General features: G+C 49.6%; 19 protein-coding genes. 9 read left to right on the top strand and 10 right to left on the bottom strand.

Annotated features, from left to right (window positions below; all coding sequences use genetic code 11):
* Positions 1–57: 57 nt before the first annotated feature.
* The 10 genes from OIK42_RS04510 to OIK42_RS04555 all read right to left on the bottom strand — a co-directional run bounded on the left by OIK42_RS04510 (position 58) and on the right by OIK42_RS04555 (position 16,435).
* Positions 58–2,427: a TonB-dependent receptor gene (locus OIK42_RS04510; RefSeq protein WP_273638689.1), complete on the bottom strand. Its 2,370-nt coding sequence runs from the start codon at positions 2,425–2,427 to the stop codon at positions 58–60.
* Between the two features lie 296 nt (positions 2,428–2,723).
* On the bottom strand, positions 2,724–6,311 hold the full coding sequence (locus tag OIK42_RS04515; RefSeq protein WP_273638691.1) for a LamG-like jellyroll fold domain-containing protein: 3,588 nt from the start codon (positions 6,309–6,311) through the stop codon (positions 2,724–2,726).
* Between the two features lie 46 nt (positions 6,312–6,357).
* Positions 6,358–6,984 carry a hypothetical protein gene (locus OIK42_RS04520; protein ID WP_273638693.1) on the bottom strand — a complete coding sequence of 209 codons (627 nt, stop codon included), beginning with the start codon at positions 6,982–6,984 and terminating at the stop codon, positions 6,358–6,360.
* Positions 6,985–7,482: 498 nt separating this feature from the next.
* Positions 7,483–9,507 carry a methyl-accepting chemotaxis protein gene (locus OIK42_RS04525; protein ID WP_273638695.1) on the bottom strand — a complete coding sequence of 675 codons (2,025 nt, stop codon included), beginning with the start codon at positions 9,505–9,507 and terminating at the stop codon, positions 7,483–7,485.
* 263 nt (positions 9,508–9,770) lie between these two features.
* Positions 9,771–10,577, bottom strand: coding sequence for a symmetrical bis(5'-nucleosyl)-tetraphosphatase (locus OIK42_RS04530; RefSeq protein ID WP_273638697.1), 807 nt, complete (start codon positions 10,575–10,577; stop codon positions 9,771–9,773).
* 3 nt (positions 10,578–10,580) lie between these two features.
* A complete protein-coding gene (gene apaG / locus OIK42_RS04535; protein WP_273638698.1) occupies positions 10,581–10,979 on the bottom strand; it encodes a Co2+/Mg2+ efflux facilitator ApaG/CorD in 399 nt (132 codons plus the stop codon).
* Positions 10,960–11,772, bottom strand: coding sequence for a 16S rRNA (adenine(1518)-N(6)/adenine(1519)-N(6))-dimethyltransferase RsmA (gene rsmA / locus OIK42_RS04540; protein ID WP_273638700.1), 813 nt, complete (start codon positions 11,770–11,772; stop codon positions 10,960–10,962). Before rsmA ends, apaG begins: the two co-directional genes overlap by 20 nt.
* A complete protein-coding gene (gene pdxA, locus OIK42_RS04545) occupies positions 11,765–12,751 on the bottom strand; it encodes a 4-hydroxythreonine-4-phosphate dehydrogenase PdxA (RefSeq protein WP_273638702.1) in 987 nt (328 codons plus the stop codon). Before pdxA ends, rsmA begins: the two co-directional genes overlap by 8 nt.
* Positions 12,752–12,767: 16 nt before the next feature.
* A complete protein-coding gene (gene surA, locus OIK42_RS04550) occupies positions 12,768–14,051 on the bottom strand; it encodes a peptidylprolyl isomerase SurA (protein WP_273638704.1) in 1,284 nt (427 codons plus the stop codon).
* 44 nt (positions 14,052–14,095) lie between these two features.
* The gene (locus OIK42_RS04555; RefSeq protein ID WP_273638712.1) at positions 14,096–16,435 is read right to left on the bottom strand and encodes an LPS-assembly protein LptD; all 2,340 of its coding nucleotides are present in this window, start codon (positions 16,433–16,435) and stop codon (positions 14,096–14,098) included.
* A gap of 296 nt (positions 16,436–16,731) precedes the next feature.
* Between OIK42_RS04555 and djlA the strand changes: the two genes are divergently transcribed.
* The 9 genes from djlA to rlmD all read left to right on the top strand — a co-directional run bounded on the left by djlA (position 16,732) and on the right by rlmD (position 24,769).
* Positions 16,732–17,565, top strand: a complete 834-nt coding sequence (djlA, locus tag OIK42_RS04560) for a co-chaperone DjlA (RefSeq protein WP_273638714.1) — start codon at positions 16,732–16,734, stop codon at positions 17,563–17,565.
* Positions 17,562–18,479 (top strand): site-specific tyrosine recombinase XerD, encoded by a 918-nt coding sequence (gene xerD, locus OIK42_RS04565; RefSeq protein ID WP_273638716.1) that lies wholly within the window; start codon positions 17,562–17,564, stop codon positions 18,477–18,479. The genes djlA and xerD overlap by 4 nt, the downstream gene beginning before the upstream one ends.
* Positions 18,480–18,677: 198 nt before the next feature.
* Positions 18,678–19,409: a bifunctional protein-disulfide isomerase/oxidoreductase DsbC gene (dsbC, locus tag OIK42_RS04570; RefSeq protein WP_273638717.1), complete on the top strand. Its 732-nt coding sequence runs from the start codon at positions 18,678–18,680 to the stop codon at positions 19,407–19,409.
* Between the two features lie 92 nt (positions 19,410–19,501).
* The gene (gene recJ, locus OIK42_RS04575; RefSeq protein WP_273638720.1) at positions 19,502–21,232 is read left to right on the top strand and encodes a single-stranded-DNA-specific exonuclease RecJ; all 1,731 of its coding nucleotides are present in this window, start codon (positions 19,502–19,504) and stop codon (positions 21,230–21,232) included.
* Positions 21,219–21,488: a hypothetical protein gene (locus OIK42_RS04580; RefSeq protein ID WP_273638722.1), complete on the top strand. Its 270-nt coding sequence runs from the start codon at positions 21,219–21,221 to the stop codon at positions 21,486–21,488. Before recJ ends, OIK42_RS04580 begins: the two co-directional genes overlap by 14 nt.
* 12 nt (positions 21,489–21,500) lie before the next feature.
* Positions 21,501–22,199, top strand: coding sequence for a DNA repair protein RecO (gene recO, locus OIK42_RS04585; RefSeq protein WP_273638724.1), 699 nt, complete (start codon positions 21,501–21,503; stop codon positions 22,197–22,199).
* A 42-nt stretch (positions 22,200–22,241) separates the two neighbouring features.
* Positions 22,242–22,988 (top strand): pyridoxine 5'-phosphate synthase, encoded by a 747-nt coding sequence (gene pdxJ, locus OIK42_RS04590; RefSeq protein WP_273638726.1) that lies wholly within the window; start codon positions 22,242–22,244, stop codon positions 22,986–22,988.
* Positions 22,989–23,003: 15 nt separating this feature from the next.
* The gene (gene acpS, locus OIK42_RS04595; protein ID WP_273638727.1) at positions 23,004–23,384 is read left to right on the top strand and encodes a holo-ACP synthase; all 381 of its coding nucleotides are present in this window, start codon (positions 23,004–23,006) and stop codon (positions 23,382–23,384) included.
* Positions 23,385–23,401: 17 nt separating this feature from the next.
* The gene (gene rlmD, locus OIK42_RS04600) at positions 23,402–24,769 is read left to right on the top strand and encodes a 23S rRNA (uracil(1939)-C(5))-methyltransferase RlmD (RefSeq protein ID WP_273638730.1); all 1,368 of its coding nucleotides are present in this window, start codon (positions 23,402–23,404) and stop codon (positions 24,767–24,769) included.
* Position 24,770 lies beyond the last annotated feature (1 nt).

Here is a 24,770-nt window from a genome sequence, read left to right on the forward strand (position 1 = left end):
CCGGCGCTTCGTTTGAAGGCCGGGCTTTTTCAAGCTCGCTGAATACTGCCTGTGCAGTTAGAAATTAGCGTAAAAGCGAACGCCGAGGATTTGTGGCATACCACGAACATTCGTGGGGATACCAATACCGCCACCGGTGTTTCCCGCGTCGATGAGGTATTCTTCATCGAATAAGTTGTTGGCATACACTTCGTAAGCATAGGGTGAATTCTGTGCCTGAAGTTTAATGGCGACATCGGTGAGTGAATAGGCCTCCTGAGAGGAGCCGGGGTAGTTGCTGCTCTCGAAGAAAACTTCTGACTGATAAGTGGTTGTCCAGTTGAGGCTTAACTCCCAGTTGTCGATGTCAAAGCGCTTATAAATGTTAAGCGCGGTGCTCACATCCGGTGCCAGGCGGAACTTGTTGCCGCCATACTGGAACTCACTGCCATCGGCAGTTTCATCGGCAAACTCGGCATCGAGTAAGCCCAGTGACGCCATTACCCGGAAACTGTCGTCGGGATGATAGGTAGCGGTTGCTTCAAAGCCAGACATTGTTGAATCACCCACGGTTACAGTAAAAGACTGCAGTGTTTCTATGTCTGTGTAGGATTGCTGATAGTCACTGTACTGGTAAGTAAATAGCGCACTACTAACAGTAAAATCGCGGCTTTGGTATTTCAGTCCTACGTCGAAACTGTCAACGGTTTCAGCTTTTGTGATCGTTACACTGCTATCGCTGTTTACGTTCACTACGGGAGAGCGTCTGCCCTTGGCATAGTTGGCGTAGAGGTTCCAGTTATTACTGACATCATAGCTGACGGCTACCCGCGGCAGCGTATCACTAAAGTCGCCCTCACCAGAGAACGTGAACGCGCCGGCTGCTGTCGTGTAAGTGTTAGTCGATGATCTCGACTCATCAATATAGCGCAGCCCGGCGGTAACATTTAATTCTGGTGTGATGTAATAAGACGCCTCGGCAACATAAGACACGATATCCAGTGATGCCTCAAATATATAGGGACCCTGGAGTAAAATGGGGGGAAAGTCAGGGTTTGAAATGGGCGAGCCGTCGGCATTAAACAGTGCTGCGACCAACATCGCGCGCAGGGCTTCAATTTCCTCGAGTGTGGCATCGGTTGCAATGTTTTGGTTCAGGGGAATAGATGAGCCTTGCTCCAGTGAAGCCTTCACTGCATCAAAGGTGCCACGAACCCAGGGATCGACCATGGCGGTATAAGGCATAATGGAGTCATCCTGGCTAACCGATGCACCGATAAATCCGGCAAAGCGGTCTAAGTCATCATAAACAAAACGTACTGAACCGCCTTTTAGTTTTGCGTCGTTATCAAAGTAAGCATCCTGAATGCGCAAAGCCGAACCGTCTGCATCGAAACCTTCAGACACTTCTACATCTTTGTAATAGGCGTCGGCACGAAGTGTATAAAAGTCGCTCAGGTTATAGGTAGCAGTAAGATCGTAAGACTGCAGCGTTCGCTCAATACCCAGTTCATCGCCCATACTGAATTCGGCTGCGGTGTAAGGGCTGGTATCGCCGCCGTTCGGGGCAATCGACCCTGATTTAAACGCAATACCAGGCTGATCATTATACTCCATCGAAGCGCGACCAATCAGTTCAAGTTTGTCCAATTGTGAACGCCAGGTGGCTCTGATCGCCTGCACAGAGGTACCTTGCAGATCTTCGCTACTGCAACTTACAGCATTGCCATTATGATCGTAGGTGTCAGCCTTGCCATAGTAGGCTTTATCGGTGCAGGCCTGGTTTTCCACAATACCATCCATTTCGCGATATAAGCCTGCGATACGAAAGGCGTTGTTGTCATTCACCTGGCGGTTAACCATAAATTCGGCTTCCTGACCGTCTTCGCTGTTGTACCCGAGTTGCACTCTGGCGGTATTGGCATCTTCTGGCAGGGCTGAATGAATACTCATCGCGCCATTGGCCGCCGCCACACCAAACAATGTGGGTTGCGGTCCTTTTAGTACCTCTACCCGGTTGATGTCGTATAAGGCGACACTGGCAACGGTCTTTTTACTGATATCAAAACCGTCCTGGTACACTGAAATACGGGGCGTGGCAGACACCGAGGAAACATCGTCGGTAACCCCCCGAATACTGAAAGAAGGTAAGCTTACGGCCTGTTCCTGAATCTGCACGTTGGGCAATACCCGGGCGAGTTGATCCAGCTGCATGGTATTAGTGCGTTTCAGGTAGTCACCTGAGATAACATCCATGGTCACCGGCACTTCCATTAGAGATTGTTCACGCATTTGTGCGGTAACCGTTATCTCTTCAATATAATCATTGTTGTTGTTTTGCTCTGTCGCGTTATCGGGCGTTGTCTGAGTTTGTGCCCAGGCTGGAGAAAACGCCGAAGTACAGGCGCTTAATATGGCGCTTGCCAGTAATGTACGGGAAAAGTTCATAGTGTGTTCCTAGATAAGAGATGCAAACATCCGTGGGTGTTTTACGATTGCAAAGTTCAGGCGTAAATTACTGGGATTTAAAGACAATTTCATGAACCAATCGTGACAGTCAGATAACATAAATATGACGGTAGGAATATTAAACAGCGGTGAGTGGCAGGTCGGCATCGGGCATGGATAGAGAGGAAAAAGTAGCGTTATCACTACAACGGCGCTCGCTTTCGGCCAAGGTGGTTACAGATTGCTAAAAAAACGGCTATCACTGATAGCCGTTTTTAGCGTCATAATTGGCGTATTTAGTCGAGGACACTGAGTTGCTGCACATCTTCGGCAGAGATAGCCTCATCATATATCCGCAGTTCATCAACCACGCCGTTAAACGGGATATCCCAGTAGTTAACACCGATACTGAATCCGTTGCTGCCACTGGAGGAGAACACATCAGGGAAACCGCTACCCACGAATACCTCATTACCGTTTAAATAGACAGTCAGGTTATTGCCATTGACCACATATACCAGATGAGACCACGTACCGGCCGGAATTTGGCTGCCAATGCCAGCGTCATACCACGCGGTACCAGACCACACCATGGTATTTTGTGCCACACCATCATGTCCGCGTGGTACCAGGCTTACCCAGCTGTCGAGGCTGGCGTAGCCGAAGAACGCGGTGGTAAAACTGGTTAACGCTGCTGGGTTTAACCACACTGACACGCTATAGGTGTTATCAGTGATGAGGTTTGCCGGCAAATTCACCCCGGTGTTACCGTCTAGTACAATACCCACGTTGCGGGCGCCAAACGTATAGGCCTCTGTACCACCGGCAACGTCGATGCGATTGCCCGTTATAGCCCCTGCAGCAAAATTACCTTGTGCATCGCTTAAGTCACTGTTGTCGAAGTTGAACTCAGCGATGGGTTGAATTGGCCCCAGAGAACTCACCGTGGCTACAAATTGTCGCTCCAGCTGCTCACCGTTAATGCTGATTAAGGCGGTCAGCGTCACCGTTGCGTCAGGCTCACCTTCAGCCGGCCGGGTTACCTCGCCGCTGCTACTGATCACGCTCTCATCTGATGATGTCCAGGTTATTTGCGCAGTAAAGAGGCCTAGTCCGGGTAAGGTAATATCTTCCCTTAATGCCGTAAGTTTGCCCAATGACAGATTGTCGGCAGCGATGGTAACCATCTCAGCAGCAGACAGTCTGCTGATATCCAGGGCCACGATCTCTTCCTGTGATAAGGCGTCGTCATAGATTGCAAGTTCATCAATCATGCCCTGATAAGGCAGATCCCAATAGTTCACACCCAGTGAGAACAGGGCGTTATTGCCGGTAAAGACATCGCCAAAGCCTGTATCGTTAAACACCAGGTTGCCGTTGACATACAGCTTCACGTTACCGTTTTCTATACTAAAGGCGATATGGCTCCAATCGTTGGTTGGGATTTGCAGACCAGCAGTGGCATCATACCAGGCAGTGCTGCCTCGCCAAAGCATGGTGTTGTCGTCCCAGCTCCAGGGAACTAAGCTGATCCAGTTATCGTTCGCGGCAGCACCAAAGAAAGCCGTAGTAAATTGGGTTACCGCCGAAGGATTGAGCCACATCGATACCGTGTAAGTATTGTTGGTAATCAGTGCATCTGGCAGGCGAACGCCCGTGGCTCCATCGAGCAACAAACCTTGGGCAGATTCGCCAGAGGTATATTGTATATTGCCTCCCGCTTCGTTAAGCGTGCTGCCTGTTGATATACCGTCACCGAAAGTATTTAAACTATCACTGAGGTCTCCCTCAAACTGGAATAATGCAACACGATTAAACTGGCTGCGGGCTTTTACTGCAACGGTAAAGGAAACCTGCTGAATCTCACCGTTGAGTTCTACGGTTGCCGTTAAGGTGACCTCGGTATCAGACTCTCCAGGGGCTGGGCGGGTCAGTGTACCATTGGTGGCAATGACACTGTTGTTGGTTGACGACCAGCTAATCGTAGCTCCCAATGCGCCTTGTGTTGGAAGGTCAATATCACTACTGGCAGTGGCCGGCACTTGCAGAGCACCAACGGTAGCTGCCACCGCTTCTGCGTTGCTCATCGCAGGAATTTGTGTTCCCCAGAACGCCTCGCCGGCTTCACCCAATGCAGTAAATGTAGGAACCAGGGTGTCGATGTTGTCATTGTATTGCCAGGCAAGAACGCCTTCGAATGTGCCTACATCGTCGATCATCAGGGTGATCTGATTTGTATCGCCCAGTATATAGCTGCCTGAGAAGGCCCCACCAATTTGACCATCAGCCAATAACTGCAGGTATTGAGATACCTTCGCTTCACGGTTGATGTCTTTTTCGTGGTTGATGACCCGGTAAGTACCGAGTAAATCGAATTCATCTACAATGTTATCACCCTCAATAGGAACATAACGGTGAGGGGACGCAACCAGCCAGCCGTCACTGTTAATAAACAATTCATGCACCCTGATCTCGTGACCTTCGCCACGATCAGGGAAACGAGTATGGAAAATAACAAAGTGTTTGCCGGTTTCGGGGTCGTAATAGGCTGAGTTATGACCCGGCGCCATGTAGCCGTTGTCAGTACCAGGTTCTCCGGTATTTACGTCGAACAGGAAACCACCCATGAGCTTAACGCCATAAGGTTCAAGGTTTGACCAACCGCCGCTGGCGCCGATCATATCCTGCCCCTGGGCATCGACAAAGGGCCCGTTTGGTGAGCGTGAACGAGAAATTCGCATGTTGTAACCATCGTTCTGCTCGTAGCCACCAAAGGAGGTAAATAAGTAATAGTAATCCGATTCGGGGCTATAGAGCATGTAAGGTCCTTCAATCGAACCGTAGAAGCCACCCATTTGCTTGGTACCATAGCCTTGATCAGGCAGCGGGAAGCCGGTTTGCGGATCCATTTCCATCACGAATATGCCTCCGGAATAGGAGCCATAAACCATCCACAAGCGGCCATCCTTGTCAAAGAAGACATCGGGGTCAATCGCGTTAGGGTCAATATTACCGTTGTAGTTTTGGCCATTAATGCCAGGATTTTCATCGCCGACATGACCAGAGCGCAAGAATAACCCCAGGTTTTCGTAAGGGCCTTCAATATTGTCAGAAACGGCAATGCCCAGGTATGAACGAGAGGCATCACATAAGCCGGTGTCCGGTGAGGCACAGTGGTTGTAGTAAAAATAATAGTTGCCGTCGGCAAGTTGGATCACATCGGCCGCCCATGAGCCAACGGTACCACCAGACCAGGCTATGCCCTCGGCTGCAACCGTTTCATAGGTATCAAAGAACGGTGAGTTTTCGACGCCGTCTCCGGCAACCAATTGCCAGTTAACCAGGTCAGTGCTTTTTGCGGCCGCCAGATGCGAGCCGAAGACGTAGAATTCGCCGTTCTCCAGCTTTATCACCGAAGGATCATGAACACTGGCATTTTGAAATGACACCGGGCCGTTTACCGTGGGATCAGGTGAGCCGGGTTCACCAAAGTCCGCGTAGAGCGCCGTATTGTAGCTGAAGCGCGCGCGCTGCATGGCGAAGGTAATGCGAATGGCCTCACTCACATCATCAACAGCGAAATAAGGCATACCCTCTTCGGTAATGCCATCGGCATTGGTGATATCATGGCTACTGCTGGTGACCACTAAGCGCAAGTCTTCATTGGTCAGCGCTGTTGCACTGATGTCGATTTGATTGTCAGTATAATACCCTGTGCCACGCACATATACCTGGCGGCCCTGTTGAATGTTGGCTCCGTTAACAATTTCCCACGCAGCCAATGCGGGCTGCACAAAAGAAAATGTTAAGGCGGCGATACCAATGGATGTTTTAAGGACTCTTTGAGGCCCCTTCATCACTGTTTGAATAAACAAATTTTGCATACCTGTATGCTCCTGAGTAAAACGTTAAGGTCATTTACAAAGGCGGTTAAGCCTTACCTTTTCGCCACATCAAATATCCAAAGCCGAATAACACAAAAAGTGTTCCTGCCGGCGCTGGAACACTTTCTGTGGTCACATTAAAATTAATATTGCTGACGGTTAATTCGTCGCCTAAGACAAAATCGTTGTCAATGACGCCAAATTCAAAGGTCACAGAACCCCCAGTCATACTGCTGATATCAAAGGAGCCACCGGTACTTAAATCAATGACATCATTGGTATTCAGGTCGCGCAATTGAACAAAAAAGAAATCGTCTGCGGAAGACAGCAGGGCGCTGACGCCCAGCGATAGCCACAGCGACTCATTGGGCGCCAGGCTGGCCAGTACTGCATCCTGATACATGGAGATGAGCCAGTAATCCTCAATTTCGCCTGCCGAGGTTATTAAGGTTGCACTTGAGCCATTGAGGGCAAAATTGTCAGGGTAATCAGCGAAAATATCACCCAGATCAGTATCGTTAACGTTGCCTTCCCAAGCAGAGAATCCACTCGAAAAATCCGTGTTTACAAAACTGGCATAAGCCGGAACTGCCAGCGTTGCGCAAAACAGCAAAAGGGTAGCGCTCAGGCAGTGCCTGATAAACTTAGTCGCTTGATCAAAATGCGTAGACATTTCCCAATCCTCTCTCAATAAGTATATTTATAGATAATATTGTATGATTTAATATATTGTTAATAAATTGATTCAAAAAGTAAATATAAAAAGTTAAGTTTGTTAAAAAAACTAACAAATTAATCAATGTCTTTATAAACAATGATTTATATTGGGTGCTGCTGGGTGCACAAGGGACAAGGTGAGATGGGTCGTGGTGTTTCTGGTCTTATAATATTACATGTTGCTGAGCGGCAAAGGTGCCCCGAATGCAACTTTTAAGGTCTTCAAATCAATGCTTTAAATAATTGTCTGCGGGAGAGATGCAAACTATTGGGAGGCAATTAGTATAGGTAGGCTCTGGATATTGTCATAATATGCTGACGCTTTGTGCAGCGCCTGCCAGTAAAGCAAAATCCCGACATTTGCCGGGATTTTGTATAAAGGTATTAGCCGTTAGATAGCAAAGGTCTGCAGCAACGCTGCGTAGCCCTTGTATAGCCAGGCACAAGAGGCATTTTAAACCTTAAATTGTCTGATTGAACTTTGCAGCTCTTCGGCCAGTCGGGCAACCTCTTCACTCGACTCTGACGTTTGTTGTGCGCCAATTGTGGTTTCTTCGGCGATGCCCACAATGGTTTCCAGTTTCTCACTAATATCCTGAGACACCAGGTTTTGTTCTTTGGCCGACTGTTCAATCTGGCTACTGACGTCATGTGCGCGTCTGACCGCCTCTGAGATAATATCCAGTGCTTGTGTGGCAAGTACCGTTTGTTCAACACACTTGGCCGTTTGCTCTTTACCCTGATCCATCACCGCTACCGCTTTTTCAGCGCCTTGCTGCAGCACTTCAATCATAGCGTTGATTTCCTGTGTGGACTCCTGTGTGCGGCTGGCCAAGGTACGAACCTCGTCGGCAACTACTGCGAAACCACGACCCTGCTCGCCTGCACGGGCGGCCTCGATGGCGGCATTCAGTGCTAACAGGTTGGTTTGATCGGCGATACCGCGAATCACATCCAGGATACTGCCGATACTGGCGCTGTCCTGGTTTAACTTGTGAATGACCTGAGCTGCTTCATCCACGTCGCGGGCAAGCACTTCAATGGTTGCTTTGTTTTCCAATGAAATGTCGCGAACTTTATTCGACTCATGGTCAGCGTTACGAATTTCAAGCAGGGTATTTTCGGCGTTTTGTGTCACCATTTGCGACGTTGAATGCATTTCGGTAGTGGCTGTCGCAACATGGGCAATCTGTGCTTTTTGATCCTGAATAGACTTAGTGGTCTGAGTAGTTACTGCTGAAGTTTCTTCGGAGGCTGCAGCCAACTGTTCAGCGCGAACATTAATGCCGCGAATAAGCTCTTTCAGGCTTCCAATGAGCTTATTGCAGTTCTTGGCTAATAATCCAAATTCGTCTTTTTTGGAATCATCCAGATAATGGGTCAGATCACCCGAAGAGGCGACATTGAGTAATTCGTTAACTTTGGCCAGGGGCACCGTAATCGCATTAACGGTTTTAAAGCCGGTAAACACAGCCATCACCAGTGATACCACCACAATGACCAGTACCAGTGTGGTGCCAAAGCTCACGCTACTAGTGACCTGCTGCTCCAGTGTTTTTACTTTGGCGTCTGTTAGTTGCAGTAAATCTTCCAATTCAGCTACCGCTTGTGCGGCCATATCTTCAGATGCTGCCAGCGCTTGTTCAGCCTGATTGCGCAGCTTCAACCGCGACACGTGCAGCTGAACTACCCCATCGCTGCCCGTTACGGCGTCAATCGCACCCTGCACCAGGGTTTCAACTTCGTTTAGTGTACCTGAGCTGTCCTGACCGTTGGCTGCGGCTAATAAAGCATCGAGCTGCTCATTGATGGCGTCTACGGCAAACTTTACTTCGTTGCCAAGCGTGTCGGCGCGCACCAACGTTTGCGTTTTGATGTAGTCAGAGGTCACCGTGATCAGGGTTAACAAACGGGTTTCCAACTCGGCGCCCAATTCTGAGGCTCTGCGCAGATTACTATTATTAGCGACTGCATCTAAATCGCTGAAATCGAGCAAGTAAGTTGATGCATCATCAGCGTTGTCTTCAACATCCATGAGACGACTTTCTACGTCGTTACGGCGCGCCAGAAATTGATTGTGATTCTGATACAAGCCAGTAACTGTGGTTAAATAGTCTTTGGAAATGTTGTTGACGCTTTGCAACGCAGCGCTCAGTTCCGGGTCGCCTTTAACTGTGACCGCCAACGATGTGTAAGCATCGTTAAATTGTTGACTGGCATCTTCAAACCGGGCTTCTTTTTCTTTAACCGTGTCAATTTCATCAGAGACAAATGCTTCAAAGGTAAGCCGGCCCATGTTTAAAAATGAGGCTTTTAGTGTGTTACTACCTATGACTGTTGGCACGGCAACGGTATTCACTTCCCCAACGTCATGCTGCACTGAGCGAAGGCTGCCAAGTGATACCAGGCTAATAATGACAAGTAGTGCGCTTATTGTAACAAAGCCGAGTATGATTCTCGCTTTAACTGTTAAATTCATCTTAGCTCCCAGAGCAGTCTTATAGTTTTTTGTATGCCAAACAAAGTTGAACGCTACCTGTTCGGGTGTCTGGTATTTATAGTTGCTACACGCATAGCTTCCTCTCTATGCGAACCCTATTTACCTACATTCTACAGCTAAGAGGAACTATACTGCATGTTCATTTATACCAATCTTTTAAAGGCTATACAAAAGTATTAGAGACTTTCTTTACTAATACAAGGTAGGCGCTTTGTTTTTTATCGGAAGCTTTCACCAAAAGTTTATGCTTTTACCGAAATTGTTTGCTTTGTTTCTTTGCACCAGGCCGTCAGAGTATTGCCCCACACGTAGCCGGTATCCAGGGCTAAAAATTGGGTCGAGTCAGTTTTACCCATCAGCGCAGCCCAATGGCCGAATACAATTGTGTGTGATGACGGCAATTGTGGGTTGTTGACATCAAACCAGGGCTTGAGCCCGGAGGGCGCAGCACCTGGTGCGCATTTTGTTTTTAAGTCTAATTCACTGCCCTTGCTAATAAAGCGCATCCGGGTTGTGGCATTGATAATAAAGCGCTGGCGTTCGATACCAGTGAGCTTATCCTGCCATTTTTTCGGACCGTCACCGTACATGTTTTTCAGCAGCGACTGCCAGTTATTACTTTTTAACTGGTCACTTACCTCGTCGCTTAACGCGAGTATTTGCGCTACTGACCAGCCGGGATAAAGTCCGGCGTGAGCCATGGTATGATGCTCGTCGATGCGCATTGCCAGCGGCCACTGTCGGTACCAGTCAATAATATCTGGCAGGGCAGGGGAGTTGAGTAATGGTTTTAGCTTATCTTTGTCTTTGACTTTTTTAATGCCCTGGGACACCGCCAGCATATGCAGATCGTGGTTACCTAATACGCATTTAAAGCTGGTACCTAAATCCCGTAGTAATTGAACAGTACTGAGGGAGTCTTCGCCCCGGGCGATTAAATCGCCAACCGCGTAGAGGGTGTCGTTGGCAGGATCGAACGCCAGCGCGTTGAGTAGGTTGCGGAGTCCGGAATAACAGCCCTGGATATCGCCGACGATATAAGTAGACATGAATTAATGAATAATATTTGGCAGAGCAAGTCTGAAGGGCGCAATTTGCACTTTGAAGCTTTCGCCATCAGCTGCTGTCATATCGTAATAACCCTGCATAGTACCCACCGCGGTATCAATCACTGAACCACTGGTATATTGAAAACTCTCACCCGGGGTGATGATTGGCTTTTTGCCGACCACGCCTTCACCACTGACCTCAGTTTGTTTGCCGTTAGCATCGGTTACCAGCCAGTACCTGTGAGTCAGCTTAACGTCATAAGTATTATTATTAATGACGGTAATTTGGTAGGCAAAGGCGAATTTATCACTGTCTGACGGCAGATGCTCGGGAAGGTGCCGGGTAACGACTTTTACCGTTACCAGTTCTGCCGGGTTGTGTTCAGTTTTCGATGCTGTCATGTTTGTGTACCCAATTGGCAATATTGGCAAAATCTTCGAGCGACAAAGTCTCTGCGCGTCGCACTGGATCCAAGCCTAGCTCGAGTAACTGTGTTTCGCTGATGCACTCTTTAAGGCTATTGCGAATGGTTTTTCTGCGTTGATTAAACGCCATTGTAGACACACGTTCAAGCACTTTTACATCAGCAACATCCACGGGTGGTTGCTTATGCGGTGCCAGGCGAACCACTGCTGAGTCAACTTTCGGTGGCGGTACAAAAGCACCAGGTGGCACATTAAGCACTGGCTGCACCTGACAATAATACTGCGTCATAATCGACAGGCGACCATAGTTTTTATTGCCCGGCGATGCCGCAAGTCGGTTTACCACTTCCTTTTGCAGCATAAAATGCATGTCCCGAATAAGATGAGCGTACTTAAACAGGTGAAACATAATCGGGGTCGAAATATTATAGGGCAGGTTGCCAAATACCCGCAGCGGTGCGTCGTCTTTGGCAAGTGGCGTAAAATCGACCGTCAGCGCGTCCTGTTCAATAATGGTCAGCTTGCCACCGTGAAAAGGATGATGGCGTAATCGCTCAGCCAAATCGCGGTCGAGCTCAATAACGGTCAACGCGTCAACCCGTTCACACACCGGATCGGTGAGTGCGCCTAATCCCGGGCCAATTTCTAGCAGGTTCTCGCCATTTTGAGGGTTAATTGCGTCGACAATCTGTTCGATTACAAAAGTATCGTTAAGAAAGTTTTGCCCGAAGCGCTTTCGCGCGGTGTGACCTAAATGGGTTTTATTCATTTCTAATGGTAGCCATTTCAATTGCTTTATTCATTGCTTTGGTAAAGCTACCGCTGTCGGCCAGGCCTTTACCGGCAAGATCCAATGCCGTGCCGTGGTCGACCGACGTACGAATAAAGGGTAAACCCAGGGTAATATTAACGGACTCACCAAAGCCCTTATATTTTAGCACAGGCAGGCCCTGATCGTGGTACATGGCTAATACGACATCGGCATTTTCCAGATATTTTGGCTGAAAAATTGTATCGGCGGGTAATGGCCCAGTAATATTAATGCCTTGTTCGCGAAGCTCATCGAGTGCCGGAGATATTGTTTCAATTTCTTCGCGGCCAATATGACCATCCTCACCGGCGTGCGGATTGAGCCCACACACATAAATGCGTGGCTTGGTAATATTAAATTTCAGCGTCAGATCGGTATGAATGATATGAATAACTTTATGCAGGCGTTCTCGGGTGATCGCCCGCGACACATATTCAAGGGGAATATGGGTGGTGGCCAGGGCGACATTTAAACCCTCAGTGGAAAGCAACATCACCACATCAATGGTATTTGACTGATGGGCAAAAAATTCGGTGTGACCACTGAACGAAATGCCCGCTTTATTAATGATGCCTTTATTGACCGGGCCGGTGACAACGGCATCAAAATCGCCTTCGATATTGGCCTGACACGCCTGTCGCAGCGTTTCAACCACATAGTGCCCGTTGTCACTGTTCAGTACACCGGGGACAACCGGTGAGGAAACAGGAATTGGCTGGATAAACAGCTCGCCTTTTTCCTGAATCCGGTTTTCCCCACATACGTAAGGCGTTAGCTTGAGAGGATAGTTGAGCGCATTAGCGCGCTCTAACATCATGTTCTCATCGGCAAAAATAACCAGTTGCGCTGACCATTGCTGTTGAGCCAGTTCAATGATCAGGTCGGGGCCCACACCAGCGGGTTCACCTGGCGTGACGGCAATTTTCAGAGGTGTCATAAGCAGACCTTAATTTTTAATCACTAAGGACTTCGATATAAGCCGAGTCACGCATTTCACGTAACCAGTTCTCACTTTCTTCTGCAAATTTACGATTAAACAGCAGTTGATAGGCTTTATCTTCCTTGCGTTGTTCTGTGGCATCATCGATGCGTCTATCCAGTAACTGGATTAAATGCCAGCCATGCTGGGTACGAACCGGATCGCTGTATTCGCCGGGTTCCAGGGTGGCCAGTGATTGCTTAAATTCAGGCACGTACATTTCAGGGTTTGCCCAGCCCAGATCACCACCACGCAGCGCCGAGCCCGGGTCAGCTGAATGTTCTTTTGCCAGTTCGGCAAAGTCGGCTTCGTCTGCTAACACCTGCTCTTTAAATTTAAGCAACATGTTTTTAGCACGTTCTTCGCTCAGAATAATAGACGGTTCAATCAAAATATGGCGCGCCTTAACTTCTTCAACTTCAACGACTTCAATACCGCGGGTATCGATAATCTTTAATATGTGAAAGCCAGCTCCACTGCGGATAGGACCAATGAGTTCGCCTTTGCGTTTGCCTTGCACGGCTTCTGCAAACAGCGATGGCATGGCATTAATGTTCATCCAGCCCATATTACCGCCATCCAATGCTTCCGAACCTGATGATGCGGCAATGGCCAACCGTGCAAATTCGGAGCCGTCGTTCAGCAGTTTCAATACCCGGTCAGCACGTTCACGAGCTTCGGCAACGTCTTCGTCAGTTAAATCAGGTGGGAACCCTATTAAAATATGGCCCAGCTCATATTCAGCCTGTTCAGATCCTTGTTGGTCAATCACATCGACTAAGTTGGTGATTTCCTGCGGGGTGATATAAATACGACGGCGGACATTAGCCCGACGCACTTCACCCATGATCATTTCTTCACGAATTTGCTCGCGATAGTCGTCGTAGCTGATCCCCTGGCGCATTAATTCTTCGCGCACTTGTGGCACGGTTGCGCCTTCATTAGCAGCAATATTAGCAATGGTTTGATCAAGCTGCGGATCGCTCACCTGAATCCCCATACGGTCGGCCATTTGCAATTGCAAATTTCTCAGAATTAAACGTTCGATGGCTTGGGTTCTCAGCGCTGCATCAGAGGGTAATTCCTGATTATTGGCAGCGGCCTCAGCTTTTACTTCGCTGACCAGTTTTCTGACTTCGCTTTCCAGCACGACCCCCTGGTCGACAATAACAGCGACTCTGTCGAGCATCTGCATTTGGGCCAAGGCAGGTAAACTGATTACCAGACTTAAAAACAAACCCCGAATAAAATACTTCATAAACTCTCTTGCTTGTTGTGAATATTGCCAGGTTACCGGCGCATTTAATTTAACACATACGGCTGACGGTAGCCGAACATGCCATCCTCGAGCATGGCTCGGTTGGACCGTGATGAGCCGATTCCTTTAAATATAAAGTCCAACCCAATACGTGTGTCAAACTCATCCGTGTTTTGTTGCCCAACAATATCATAGCGATTCGTCAGGCTTCGCTGTGCGACGATACGAATCGCCCAGCAACAGGACTCATACTGTACTCCAAAATAGTTTTCGATGCTTCTGTCTCGTTCCACATCCCGATATGAACGGCCAACTACCTGCCAGTTTTCGGCGATTGGCCAGGACGCTGAAAGCCCCATCTGCTCAATCATCTCGCCAGATAAGTCACGCACAAACCGGTGGCTCATTTGAATCAACCGCTGTGCATCCTTACGATATTCCAATACCATACTGCTACGCTCGACTTTATCGTTGTCGGTCGCAATTTGCATGGTGGTATGCACAAACCAGCTATCATCAAAACGCCAGTCCAGTTCTGCAGCAAGCGCAGAACGGTTGCGATCATCAACACTGGTGGTTACCTGGGAGTCAGACAAGTAAAATATCTGACCTAAGCTCACCACGAATTGTTCCCGGTTGGCGGCATCAATTATTCTCGACGTTACGCCAACGGTAATTTGATCGTTATCGCTGATTCTGTCAAGGCCGGTAAATTCCTGGCCGCGAAATAATCCATTTACGTCAGTGAGCAGGTTGGTCGTGTCGTACAAACCAATGTTCGATTGATCCTCAAACGAGGTATACAAATACTGCATTTTAGGTTCAAGGGTGATCGTAACATCATTGCCAAACAGATTGTCCGTTTTTTCTAAATAGAGCGTGCTAAACAGCCGGCCTTGTTTAAGGGTACGATTCACTTCTTCGTCGAGTTGAGTATTGGCGATGTTCTTTTGGCGATAGTAAGTGTTCATCACCGTTAATTCAGCGGTAATCTCTCCCCAATAACGCTGATAAGGCAAGGCGATGGTTGGTGCCATGTGCCAGCGTAGCGCATTGGGTTGCGATGGCTGGGCATTATCAAAATAGGCCAGTTCTGAGTCCAGTGTAAAGGTCAGCAGGCTGGTAATATCGCTGCGCCATTGCAGCCGCGCTTCCGGCAGTGCACGATAAATGGCTTCGTAATCGCCAAGGGTATCAAAATCGCGCACATAGAGACTGAAATCCAGTGCCTGACTAAAGTAATCCAGGCCAACGGTTTGATTAATGGTGGTATCGGAACGGTTGTAAAAATCCGAACCCAAATCAACAATATAATTGTTGTCACTGATACCGTTGTAATCAACGCTGAGCTGCCAGTTGTCACTTAACATACCGTGATGTTGATAACGGTAAAAGTAGCGGCTGTCATCTGAGGCCAGACGGGTATCATTATTGAGATACTCCACATGCAACTGACCGCTCGACTCTGCGGTTAAATAGCGAAATTCGGTTTTTAACTGCAGGCCCCGATTACTCATTAGCCGCGGGGAAATGGTCATGTCGTAATTGGGCGCAATATTCCAGTAATAAGGCTGCTCGTAGCCAACTCCGGTCGCTGTGGAACTGCTGATTATTGGAAACAGCAGGCCAGACTGGCGCTGATTACTGACCGGAAATGCAAAGTAAGGCAGGTAAAGTAATGGCACATCGCCAATATAAAAGCGCGTATGACGCGCTTCGCCGAGAGTCTCCCCGGCGGCAATGCTGATCTCTGACGCCTCCAGACGCCAGTCCTGTTGGTTCATCGGGCAGGTGGTAAAGCTGACTTGTTGCAGCGAAATACCCTGATCCACACCAATGTCAATTTCGCCTGCGGTGCCATGGCCCACAAAGCCCGTCAGCTGGTATAGCGTATTTTCTAACTTTAATTTTTGCCGGGCTGAGTCGACGTTCAGATAATCACTTTGGACGCTCAGTTCCGCACTTTGGTAGCGCACATTACCACTGGCATTAAGCGCACTGCCATTTTCAGAGACCTTGGCTGTTTCAGCATTAATAATTGCCCTGTCGGTGACTATACTTACATCGCCGTTAAAACTGGCAAACTCATTTTCGAGAATCTCAGCAGTGTCTGAGGTGACCGCAATCTGCCTTTTTTGCATGAGCTGACTGCTGTCAAACGGCGCGGGCGTCATCACACACAGGGCGTCTGTCGCGAGGTCAGGCTGTTGCGCGTTTGCCGGTGTTGGCAATACTGCCGGCATGCTCACAATCAGCCACAACATACCAACACGCACCAAGCCTCTGGTTTTGCGCTCAGAATGGCTCGCTGAATGCGCATCAGTGCGCCAGGCGGCACGGCAAAGTGATTTACCGTTCGATTTACCGTATTGTGAGTTATTCAACAGCAATGTTTAATTCTCAGGCTCTTCTTGCAGATGGCCAGCGTCGTGATATTCAAATAAGGCGCTAATTCTATGCACTTCGTCGTCAATTACCAACTAAAGACCGTAAAAAAAACGAAAAATTCATGCCTTAGCGCCATTTCATAGCCAAATACAGATGAGAGGCCGTCTTCTAAAGCACTGAACCTTTAGTTATAGTGCTGGTTTTAAGCTCTGCGAATAGCCACAAAAAGGTTATAGAGCGACGGCGTCACATCAAAACTGTGCCGGTCGGGTTAAATTTTCTGGGGGATTTCATGCCAATTTGGGGCAGAGTACTGGGCTTTATCTTTGGAATGATGTTTTTAAAGTTACCGGGTGCCATTCTGGGGCTGTTGGTTGGCTATATGTTCGACAAGGGCTATAGCCAGGATTTTGGTCGGGTGGGCGGTTTTGGCCGTTTTTTCTCTAATCAGGATGCCTTGCAACAGCAAGCTATCTTTTTTCACAGTTTATTTGCGGCACTCGGTCATTTGGCGAAATCAGACGGTAAAGTAACCCCGTCTGAAATTAAAATTGCCACCAACCTCATGGACGATATGCAGCTCCAGGGCGAAGCCAGGTACGAGGCTCAGCAGGCCTTTCGGGAGGGAAAAGAGCGCGACTTTCCAATCAATGACATTCTTGCCCAACTGCACGAATCGTGTCATGGCCGGCGGGATATCCTGCAGGTGTTTCTGGAGATATTAATTCAGGCAGCGTTTGCTGACGGGCGCCTGGCCTCTGAAGAATATTTCGTACTGGAAAAAGTGGCTAAAGCGCTGGGCTTTAACCGGCGCGATTTGAATTATCTGATCGCCATGTTTGAGGCCGAGGTGCGCTTTCGTGCCACCGGGCAGGGCCATCAGCAGCGTCGCTCAAATCAACCCAGCGGCCCCTCTCTCGATGATGCCTATGCTATTTTAGGCGCCACCGCGCAAGATGATGAAAAAGCCATTAAGCGAGCGTACCGCAAACGAATGTCTGAGCACCACCCCGACAAACTTGCCTCGAAAGGCTTGCCGGAACAAGCCATGGAAATCGCCAAGCGCAAAGCGCAGGATATTCAGGCTGCCTACGAAATGATAAAACAGCAGCGGAATTTTAAATGAGTGTTGCCCTGCCCGCACCGCGCCATGATGACAGTGCGTTAATTGACGCGTTCATTGAGATGTTATGGCTGGAAAAGGGCCTCAGTGATAATACCCAGCAGAGTTATCAACGCGATTTATGCCACCTGGGCAGTTTTTTGTGTTTGGCTGAGGGGCCAGATTTATTGCGGGTATCCTTGCACGATTTACAGGATTATCTGGCATTTCGCGATCGCCAGGGGCTCTCTGCACGCAGCACGCAGCGTAATATCAGTGCTATGCGGCAGTTTTTTCGTTATTTAGTGGTGGAAAACCTGCGCGAGGATAATCCGGTTACGCAACTGGCAATTCCTAAAGCAGCAAAAAAGTTACCCGGTACGCTGAGCGAGGCTGATGTGGATGCGCTGCTTGAGGCCCCCGACGCCGACGAGCCCATTGAATGTCGTGACCGGGCAATGCTGGAAGTACTCTATGCAACCGGGCTCAGGGTGAGTGAGCTAACCGGCCTGCGGTTATCCGAAATCAGTCTGAACCAGGGCGTGGTGAGAGTGATGGGTAAGGGCAACAAGGAACGCTTGGTGCCACTGGGCGAAAACGCGCTGGATGCACTGCAACAATACTTGTCTGGCGCGCGTCCTGCGTTGCTAAAGCATCACACCGATGTTGTGTTTGTGAGTAAGCGCGGCGTGCAAATGACCCGCCAGACCTTTTGGCACCGTATAAAATACTACGCGGTAAAAGCTGGCATCCGTACTGAGTTGTCACCGCATACCCTGCGCCATGCGTTTGCCACACATTTGTTAAATCACGGCGCCGACTTACGGGTGGTGCAGATGCTTTTAGGCCACAGTGATTTATCGACAACACAAATTTACACTCATGTCGCGACCGAGCGATTACAAAACCTGATAGATGCACATCACCCCAGAGGGTAAGGGGAGCCGGGGGTGTTTTGTTGTGAATGAAATAATATTGTCGGTGGCTGGCGTATTCAACATGCGATTTTTTGTTACACTAGAACGAATTAAACCGTCTGATCCCGGTCTTATTGGTAATATTTGGTAAAAAAGTTGAACGTTAAATGACGGTCAGAGATACATAAATAATCTGGCTGGCTTTACAGGAGCGAATGAATGAAGGTTTTTCTGCGCGGTTTGGCAGCGGTGGTAAGTGTTTTTTCTGTGAGTGTGGTGGCAAATGTGCTGGCCGACGCGCCCGATACTGATAGCGTTAAAGCAAAAATTGAAACCACATTAAAATGGCGTGTCGACTCAATTGCCGATTCACCGGTTGACGGGCTGCTCCAGGTAGGCACCGAAAATGGCCTGTTTTATGTCAGTAAAGACGGCACTTATTTGTTGCAGGCCAGGGTGTATAACCTGGATGCAGAGATGCGCAACGAAACCGAGCTGGCGCTGGCTGATATGCGCATCGAAGGCCTTAAGCAATTCGACGACTCTGTTATCGAATTTAAAGCCGACGATGAGCAATATGTAGTGACGGTCTTCACCGACACCACATGTGGCTATTGCCGTAAGCTGCACGAACAAATCGATGAATACAATGACGCTGGTATTACTGTGCGCTATTTAGCGTATCCGCGCGCCGGACTAAACAGTCCGGTGTATCGCGAAATGGTGTCTGTGTGGTGTTCTGCCGATCCCAAGAAAGCCATGACAAATGCCAAAGGGGGTAGCAGTATTACGCCATCAAGCTGTGAAAACGATATCGCAGAGCAGTTTAAATTTGGTCGCCGTATTGGTGTCAACGGCACACCAAACATTGTATTAAGCAATGGCAGCGTCATTCCAGGCTATCAGCCGCCAGCACAGCTGTTGATGGCGCTGGAGCAAGCCGCAGGGTAAAGCGGTAAGCGTACTTATAAACTCAATAATGGCGCAGTTCGTGTTCGGGCAGCGCCATTTTCGTAACCACATTTCGATAATAAAAGTACATTATGGGATTACCAATCCGTCGCCGGTCATTAGCCGCGGCATTTGATGCAAATTTGCATCCGGTTATTGAGCGAGTTTATCGTGGCCGTGATATTAGCGCTACTGAACAGTTAACTACGAATGCACAGGCGCTGCTGCATTATCGTGACCTACTGGGCTGCGAAGAAGCCGCAGAGCATATTGCCAATGCGATTGTTCACCGTAAACCCATCACCATTATCGGCGACTTCGATGCAGATGGCGCAACCAGCACCGCACTGTGTCTGTTAGCGTTGGCCCAAATGGGCGCCACCGCGGTGGAATATCTGGTGCCTAACCGGTTTGACTTTGGTTACGGGCTGTCGCCGGAGATAGTCGAGCTGGCTGGCCAACGCGGTACTCCACTGATTATCACGGTAGATAATGGCATTTCGTGTCACGCGGGAGTCGAGCGCGCCAAAGCGCTGGGCATGGACGTAATTATTACCGATCACCATTTACCTGGCGAAACCCTGCCTGTTGCCGCCGCGATAGTTAATCCGAATCAACCCGGCTGTCGTTTTGCCTCCAAAAATCTGGCTGGCGTTGGCGTTGCCTTTTATTTAATGCTGGCCCTGCGGGCAACTTTGCAACAACGTGGCTGGTTTGATGAGCGTGGTACGCCCGCGCCAAACTTAGCCAATTTACTGGATATCGTGGCGGTGGGCACCGTTGCTGATGTGGTACCGCTTGATCAAAATAACCGAATTTTAGTGCATCAGGGGCTTCAGCGCATCCGTGCTGGCCGTTGCCGACCCGGCATCACCGCTTTGCTGGACGTAGCCAAGCGGCACCCGCAACGCATTAGTGCCACCGATTTAGGGTTTGTTGTTGGGCCACGGTTAAATGCCGCCGGACGCCTTGATGATATGGCGGCGGGCATAGAGTGCCTGGTATGCAGCGATCCCATGGAAGCCCGTGCCAGAGCAACCGAACTCGACCGGCTTAATCAGCAGCGGCGCACCATTGAACAGGAAATGAAGCAACAGGCGCAGGAGGTGCTGGCCGGTATTCGTCTTGACGAAAGCGCACCACCAGAGGCCATTGTGTTATACGACGAGAGCTTTCATCAGGGCGTTATTGGTATTGTTGCGGGGCGCTTAAAAGACGAGTACAAGCGCCCGACTATTGTGTTTGCACGCCAGGACGATACCACCATCAAAGGGTCGGCACGTTCAATTGCCGGCGTGCATATTCGCGATATACTGGAAGCCGTGAGCACGGCGACGCCGGGTCTTATTGACAAGTTTGGCGGACACGCCGCCGCTGCCGGTTTGTCGTTGCCCCTTGCTAACCTTAGCGCATTCACGCAAGCCTTTACCGCCCACGTGAGCAAGGCGCTGGAGCAGGCTGATGATCCAAACGTGATCTTAAGTGACGGACCGCTTGACGCCGACGTGTTAAACTTACCGCTGGCGCAAACGTTGCGCCAGGCAGGTCCCTTCGGGCAAGGTTTTCATCCACCTTTGTTCGACGGTGATTTTCGGCTTATTGACCAGCGCATTGTCGGCGATTGTCATTTAAAAATGGTGCTGGCTCACCCTGACAGTGGCGAAGAGTTTGATGCCATCGCGTTCAATGTCGATACCGAGGTATGGCCGGATGCGTCGATAAAACACGTGCAGTTGGCGTATCAACTCGATGTGAATTATTATCGGGGACGTGAATCGTTACAATTATTGGTCGAGGCTCTCGCCCCTTATGACGGTAGATAAATTACTTAAGCGCCATCAGCAACTCACTCACAGTGAAAATGTCAAAGTCGTCTCTCACGTGCAACGGGAAGAAGGCGAGTGGGTGCGTCACACAGTGATGATAGAAAATGTCGATGTGCCTTTTGTTTTTAAACGCACTAAGCATTATCAGGGGTTAACCGGTGCCAGAGTCAACATGACCTACTACCCCATGGTAGAATCAATTGCCGGTATGGACTTTGAGCAAATGAAAGTGGTCAGAATTAAACGCGCTTAACGAGAGCTTACTATGCTTCAAGGCTGGCTTAATGCCTATGTACTGCATCGCCGACCGTATCGGGAAACCAGTTTCATTGTTGATTTTTTCAGCCTTGAGCTGGGGCGGGTCAGTGCCGTTGCCCGGGGGGTGCGCAGTGCAAAATCAGACCGGCGCAGTTTATTGCAGCCGTTTCAGTCGCTGCGTATTCAACTCAGCGGCAAAGCGGATTTAAAAAATCTTAGTCAACTTGAAGCGGCTGGCCCCATGAATACTATCGTCGGCGAGGCGTTGTATTGCGCTTTATATGTCAATGAATTAACTAATCGTGTGCTGCCTAACGCCGTGGAGACGCCTGAGTTGTATGGCCGGTATGGCGAAACCCTGGCCGGGCTTCAACAAACGCCGCACAGTCCGGCGCTGGTACTACGCCAGTATGAACTGGCGTTGCTGCAGGAGCTGGGGGTGATGCCCGACTTTACCACTGACGCGGCAACCGAGCAGCCGCTGGAGCCAGCCTTGCATTATGAGTTAATTCCGGAACTTGGATTCTGTGCGGTAAAACAACCCTCGCGCCTGAGTTTTCAGGGCAGTGAACTGTTATTGCTGCAAGACGGTATATTCAACCAGCAAAGCTTACCGGCTGCCAAACGTTTGTGCCGCATTGCACTGCACCCTTTTGTTGGTGATAAACCGTTGAAAAGCAGGGAGCTGTTTTTGGCCTCACGCTGATTCGCTGGTACAATTCAGGTAACTTAACTTTAGGCTCTGTTAATGAAAGATATTCTACTTGGCGTCAATATTGACCACATCGCCACTTTGCGCAATGCCCGTGGTACGTCTTACCCCGATCCGGTGCATGCTGCAGACATAGCCGAACGCGCTGGTGCCGACGGGATCACCGTGCACTTACGTGAAGATCGCCGGCATATTAAAGACCGTGACGTGACTATTCTGGCCCAAACAATCAATACCCGACTCAATCTTGAAATGGCGGTGACCGACGAAATGCTCAGTATCGCTGAGCAGGTGAAACCTGTTTTTTGTTGTTTGGTTCCCGAAAAACGCGCCGAGCTGACCACCGAAGGTGGCCTGGATGTAGCCGGTAACCTCAGTCGTGTTAGCGAAGCATGCCAGCGTCTTGCCGAAGCGAATATTTTAGTCTCCTTGTTTATTGATGGCGATGAGCGTCAGCTCGATGCGGCCAAAGCAACCGGAGCCCCTTTTGTTGAAATTCACACCGGCCATTATGCCGATGCAACCAACGAAGCATCGCAACTGGCTCATTTGGCGCAAATTCGTCGTGGCGTAGAGTATGCCGATCAACTGGGCCTTAAAGTGAATGCCGGCCATGGTTTGCATTACCATAACGTCAAGCCTATTGCGGCCATACCGCAAATCATTGAGCTTAATATTGGCCATGCCATTATTGCCCGCGCTGCCTTTGACGGCTTGCATACGGCGGTTGCTGATATGCGCCGCCTGATGCAGGAAGCCCGCTTACAAGCTCAGTTTTCTTAAGCGCAGGAGTCAGCCATGGCCATTGCCGGCGTGGGTACCGATATTGTTGAAATTGCCCGCTTCGAAAGGGAAGATCCCCAGTCAAACCGCTTGGCGCGTCGGGTGTTAACCGATGCCGAGTGGGCTATTTTTGTTGCGCATACGCAACCTGTCCGCTATCTGGCAAAACGTTTTGCTGCCAAAGAAGCCGCCGTCAAGGCGCTGGGTACGGGTATTGGTCGGGGCATTGGTTGGCAACAGCTGAGCGTAAGTAACGATGAACATGGCGCGCCGCTATTAGCGTTTGACGGTGAATTTGCCCGTCAATGCGAATGTCGGGGAATAGTCCGGGCGCATTTGTCGCTGTCGGATGAACAGCATTACGCAGTAGCCACTGTTATTTTGGAAACCGCTTAACAACCTGGACGACGGCGATGGTCAGCTTTTACAACAACGGCAAGAATAACAAGCCCGGTAAGCGAGGAAAACCGCACCAGGCCAGCAACGTCACGGTAACCATAGATGCCTGGGATGCCCGCGGCCGCGGTGTATGCCGTAATCATAAGCCGGTGTTGTTTGTCGACGGGGCATTGCCGGGTGAAGTGTGCGAAGTGACGGTGACGGCACAAAAAAAACAATTGTGGGAAGGGCATGTTAAGCGGGTTGTCGAGCCGGTAAATGAACGCCAGCAGCCGTTTTGCCCGCTGTATACGCAGTGTGGCGGTTGTCAGTTGCAACATGTCACACCGCATGCCGCGCTGGGTTGGCGACAGGAAGCGCTGGACAGTCAAATGCGGCGCCAGCATAAGCTTGAGAGTATCCACTGGACGGTGCCCATTAGTAGCCCTCAGCCCCGTTACCGGCGTAAAACCCGCCTGGCCATTGATGCGCGCAAAGGTAAGCCGCTGGCTTTGGGGTATCGGTCGCAGCAGAGCGATAAGATAGTAAATGTTGAACAATGCCCGGTGTTGCACGACAGTCTCAACCAACTGTTACCGCCGCTTCATCAGTTAGTGCAAGGGTTGCTGTGCCGAACTCATTTGGGACATATCAGTTTGCTCAACGCCGATAATGGAATTGGTGTCACGTTGCGCTGTACCCGCTCGCCCGGCGCCGACGATCGGCAAAAGTTACAGGCCTTTGCTGAGGCGCATCAGCTCACGCTTACCCTTGATTTAGGCGATACTGCCGAGGTTGTGTACCAACCAACCCCCGCACTTTACTGTGATACCGCTGAGCAACTTAAGTTAACGGTAAGCACCGAAGACTTCGTGCAGGTTAACCGCGAGGTAAACCTGGCCATGATAGAGCAGGCCCTGGACTGGTTGTCACCGGCTGCCGACGATCATGTGCTGGATTTGTTTTGCGGATTAGGCAATTTTACCCTGCCGCTGGCTAAACGGTGCAAGCAGGTGACCGCCGTGGAAGGCATCGCTACGATGGTGCAACGAGGGCAACAAACTGCCCGGAAACAAGGCATCACAAACATAAAATGGTGCGCAGCCGATCTCAGTGACGCCGCTGCGCTGGCTACTCTTGAGATAAAAAATTACCATAAAGTGTTGCTCGATCCCTCGCGGGAAGGCGCGTTAGCGGCGTGTGAACACATCGCGCGCAGCAAGGTGAAGAAAGTCGTGTACGTATCTTGCAATCCGGCAACCTTTAACCGGGATCTTGCGGTGCTTTTGGCGGCTGGCTATCAGTTAGTACAAAGCGGCTTAATGGAAATGTTTCCGTATACCCAACATGTTGAATTGATGGCATTGCTGGAATATAAAGGCAGTATCAGGGGTAAGAGGTAAA

It is taken from the genome of Alteromonas gilva (assembly GCF_028595265.1).
Lineage (GTDB): Bacteria > Pseudomonadota > Gammaproteobacteria > Enterobacterales > Alteromonadaceae > Alteromonas > Alteromonas gilva.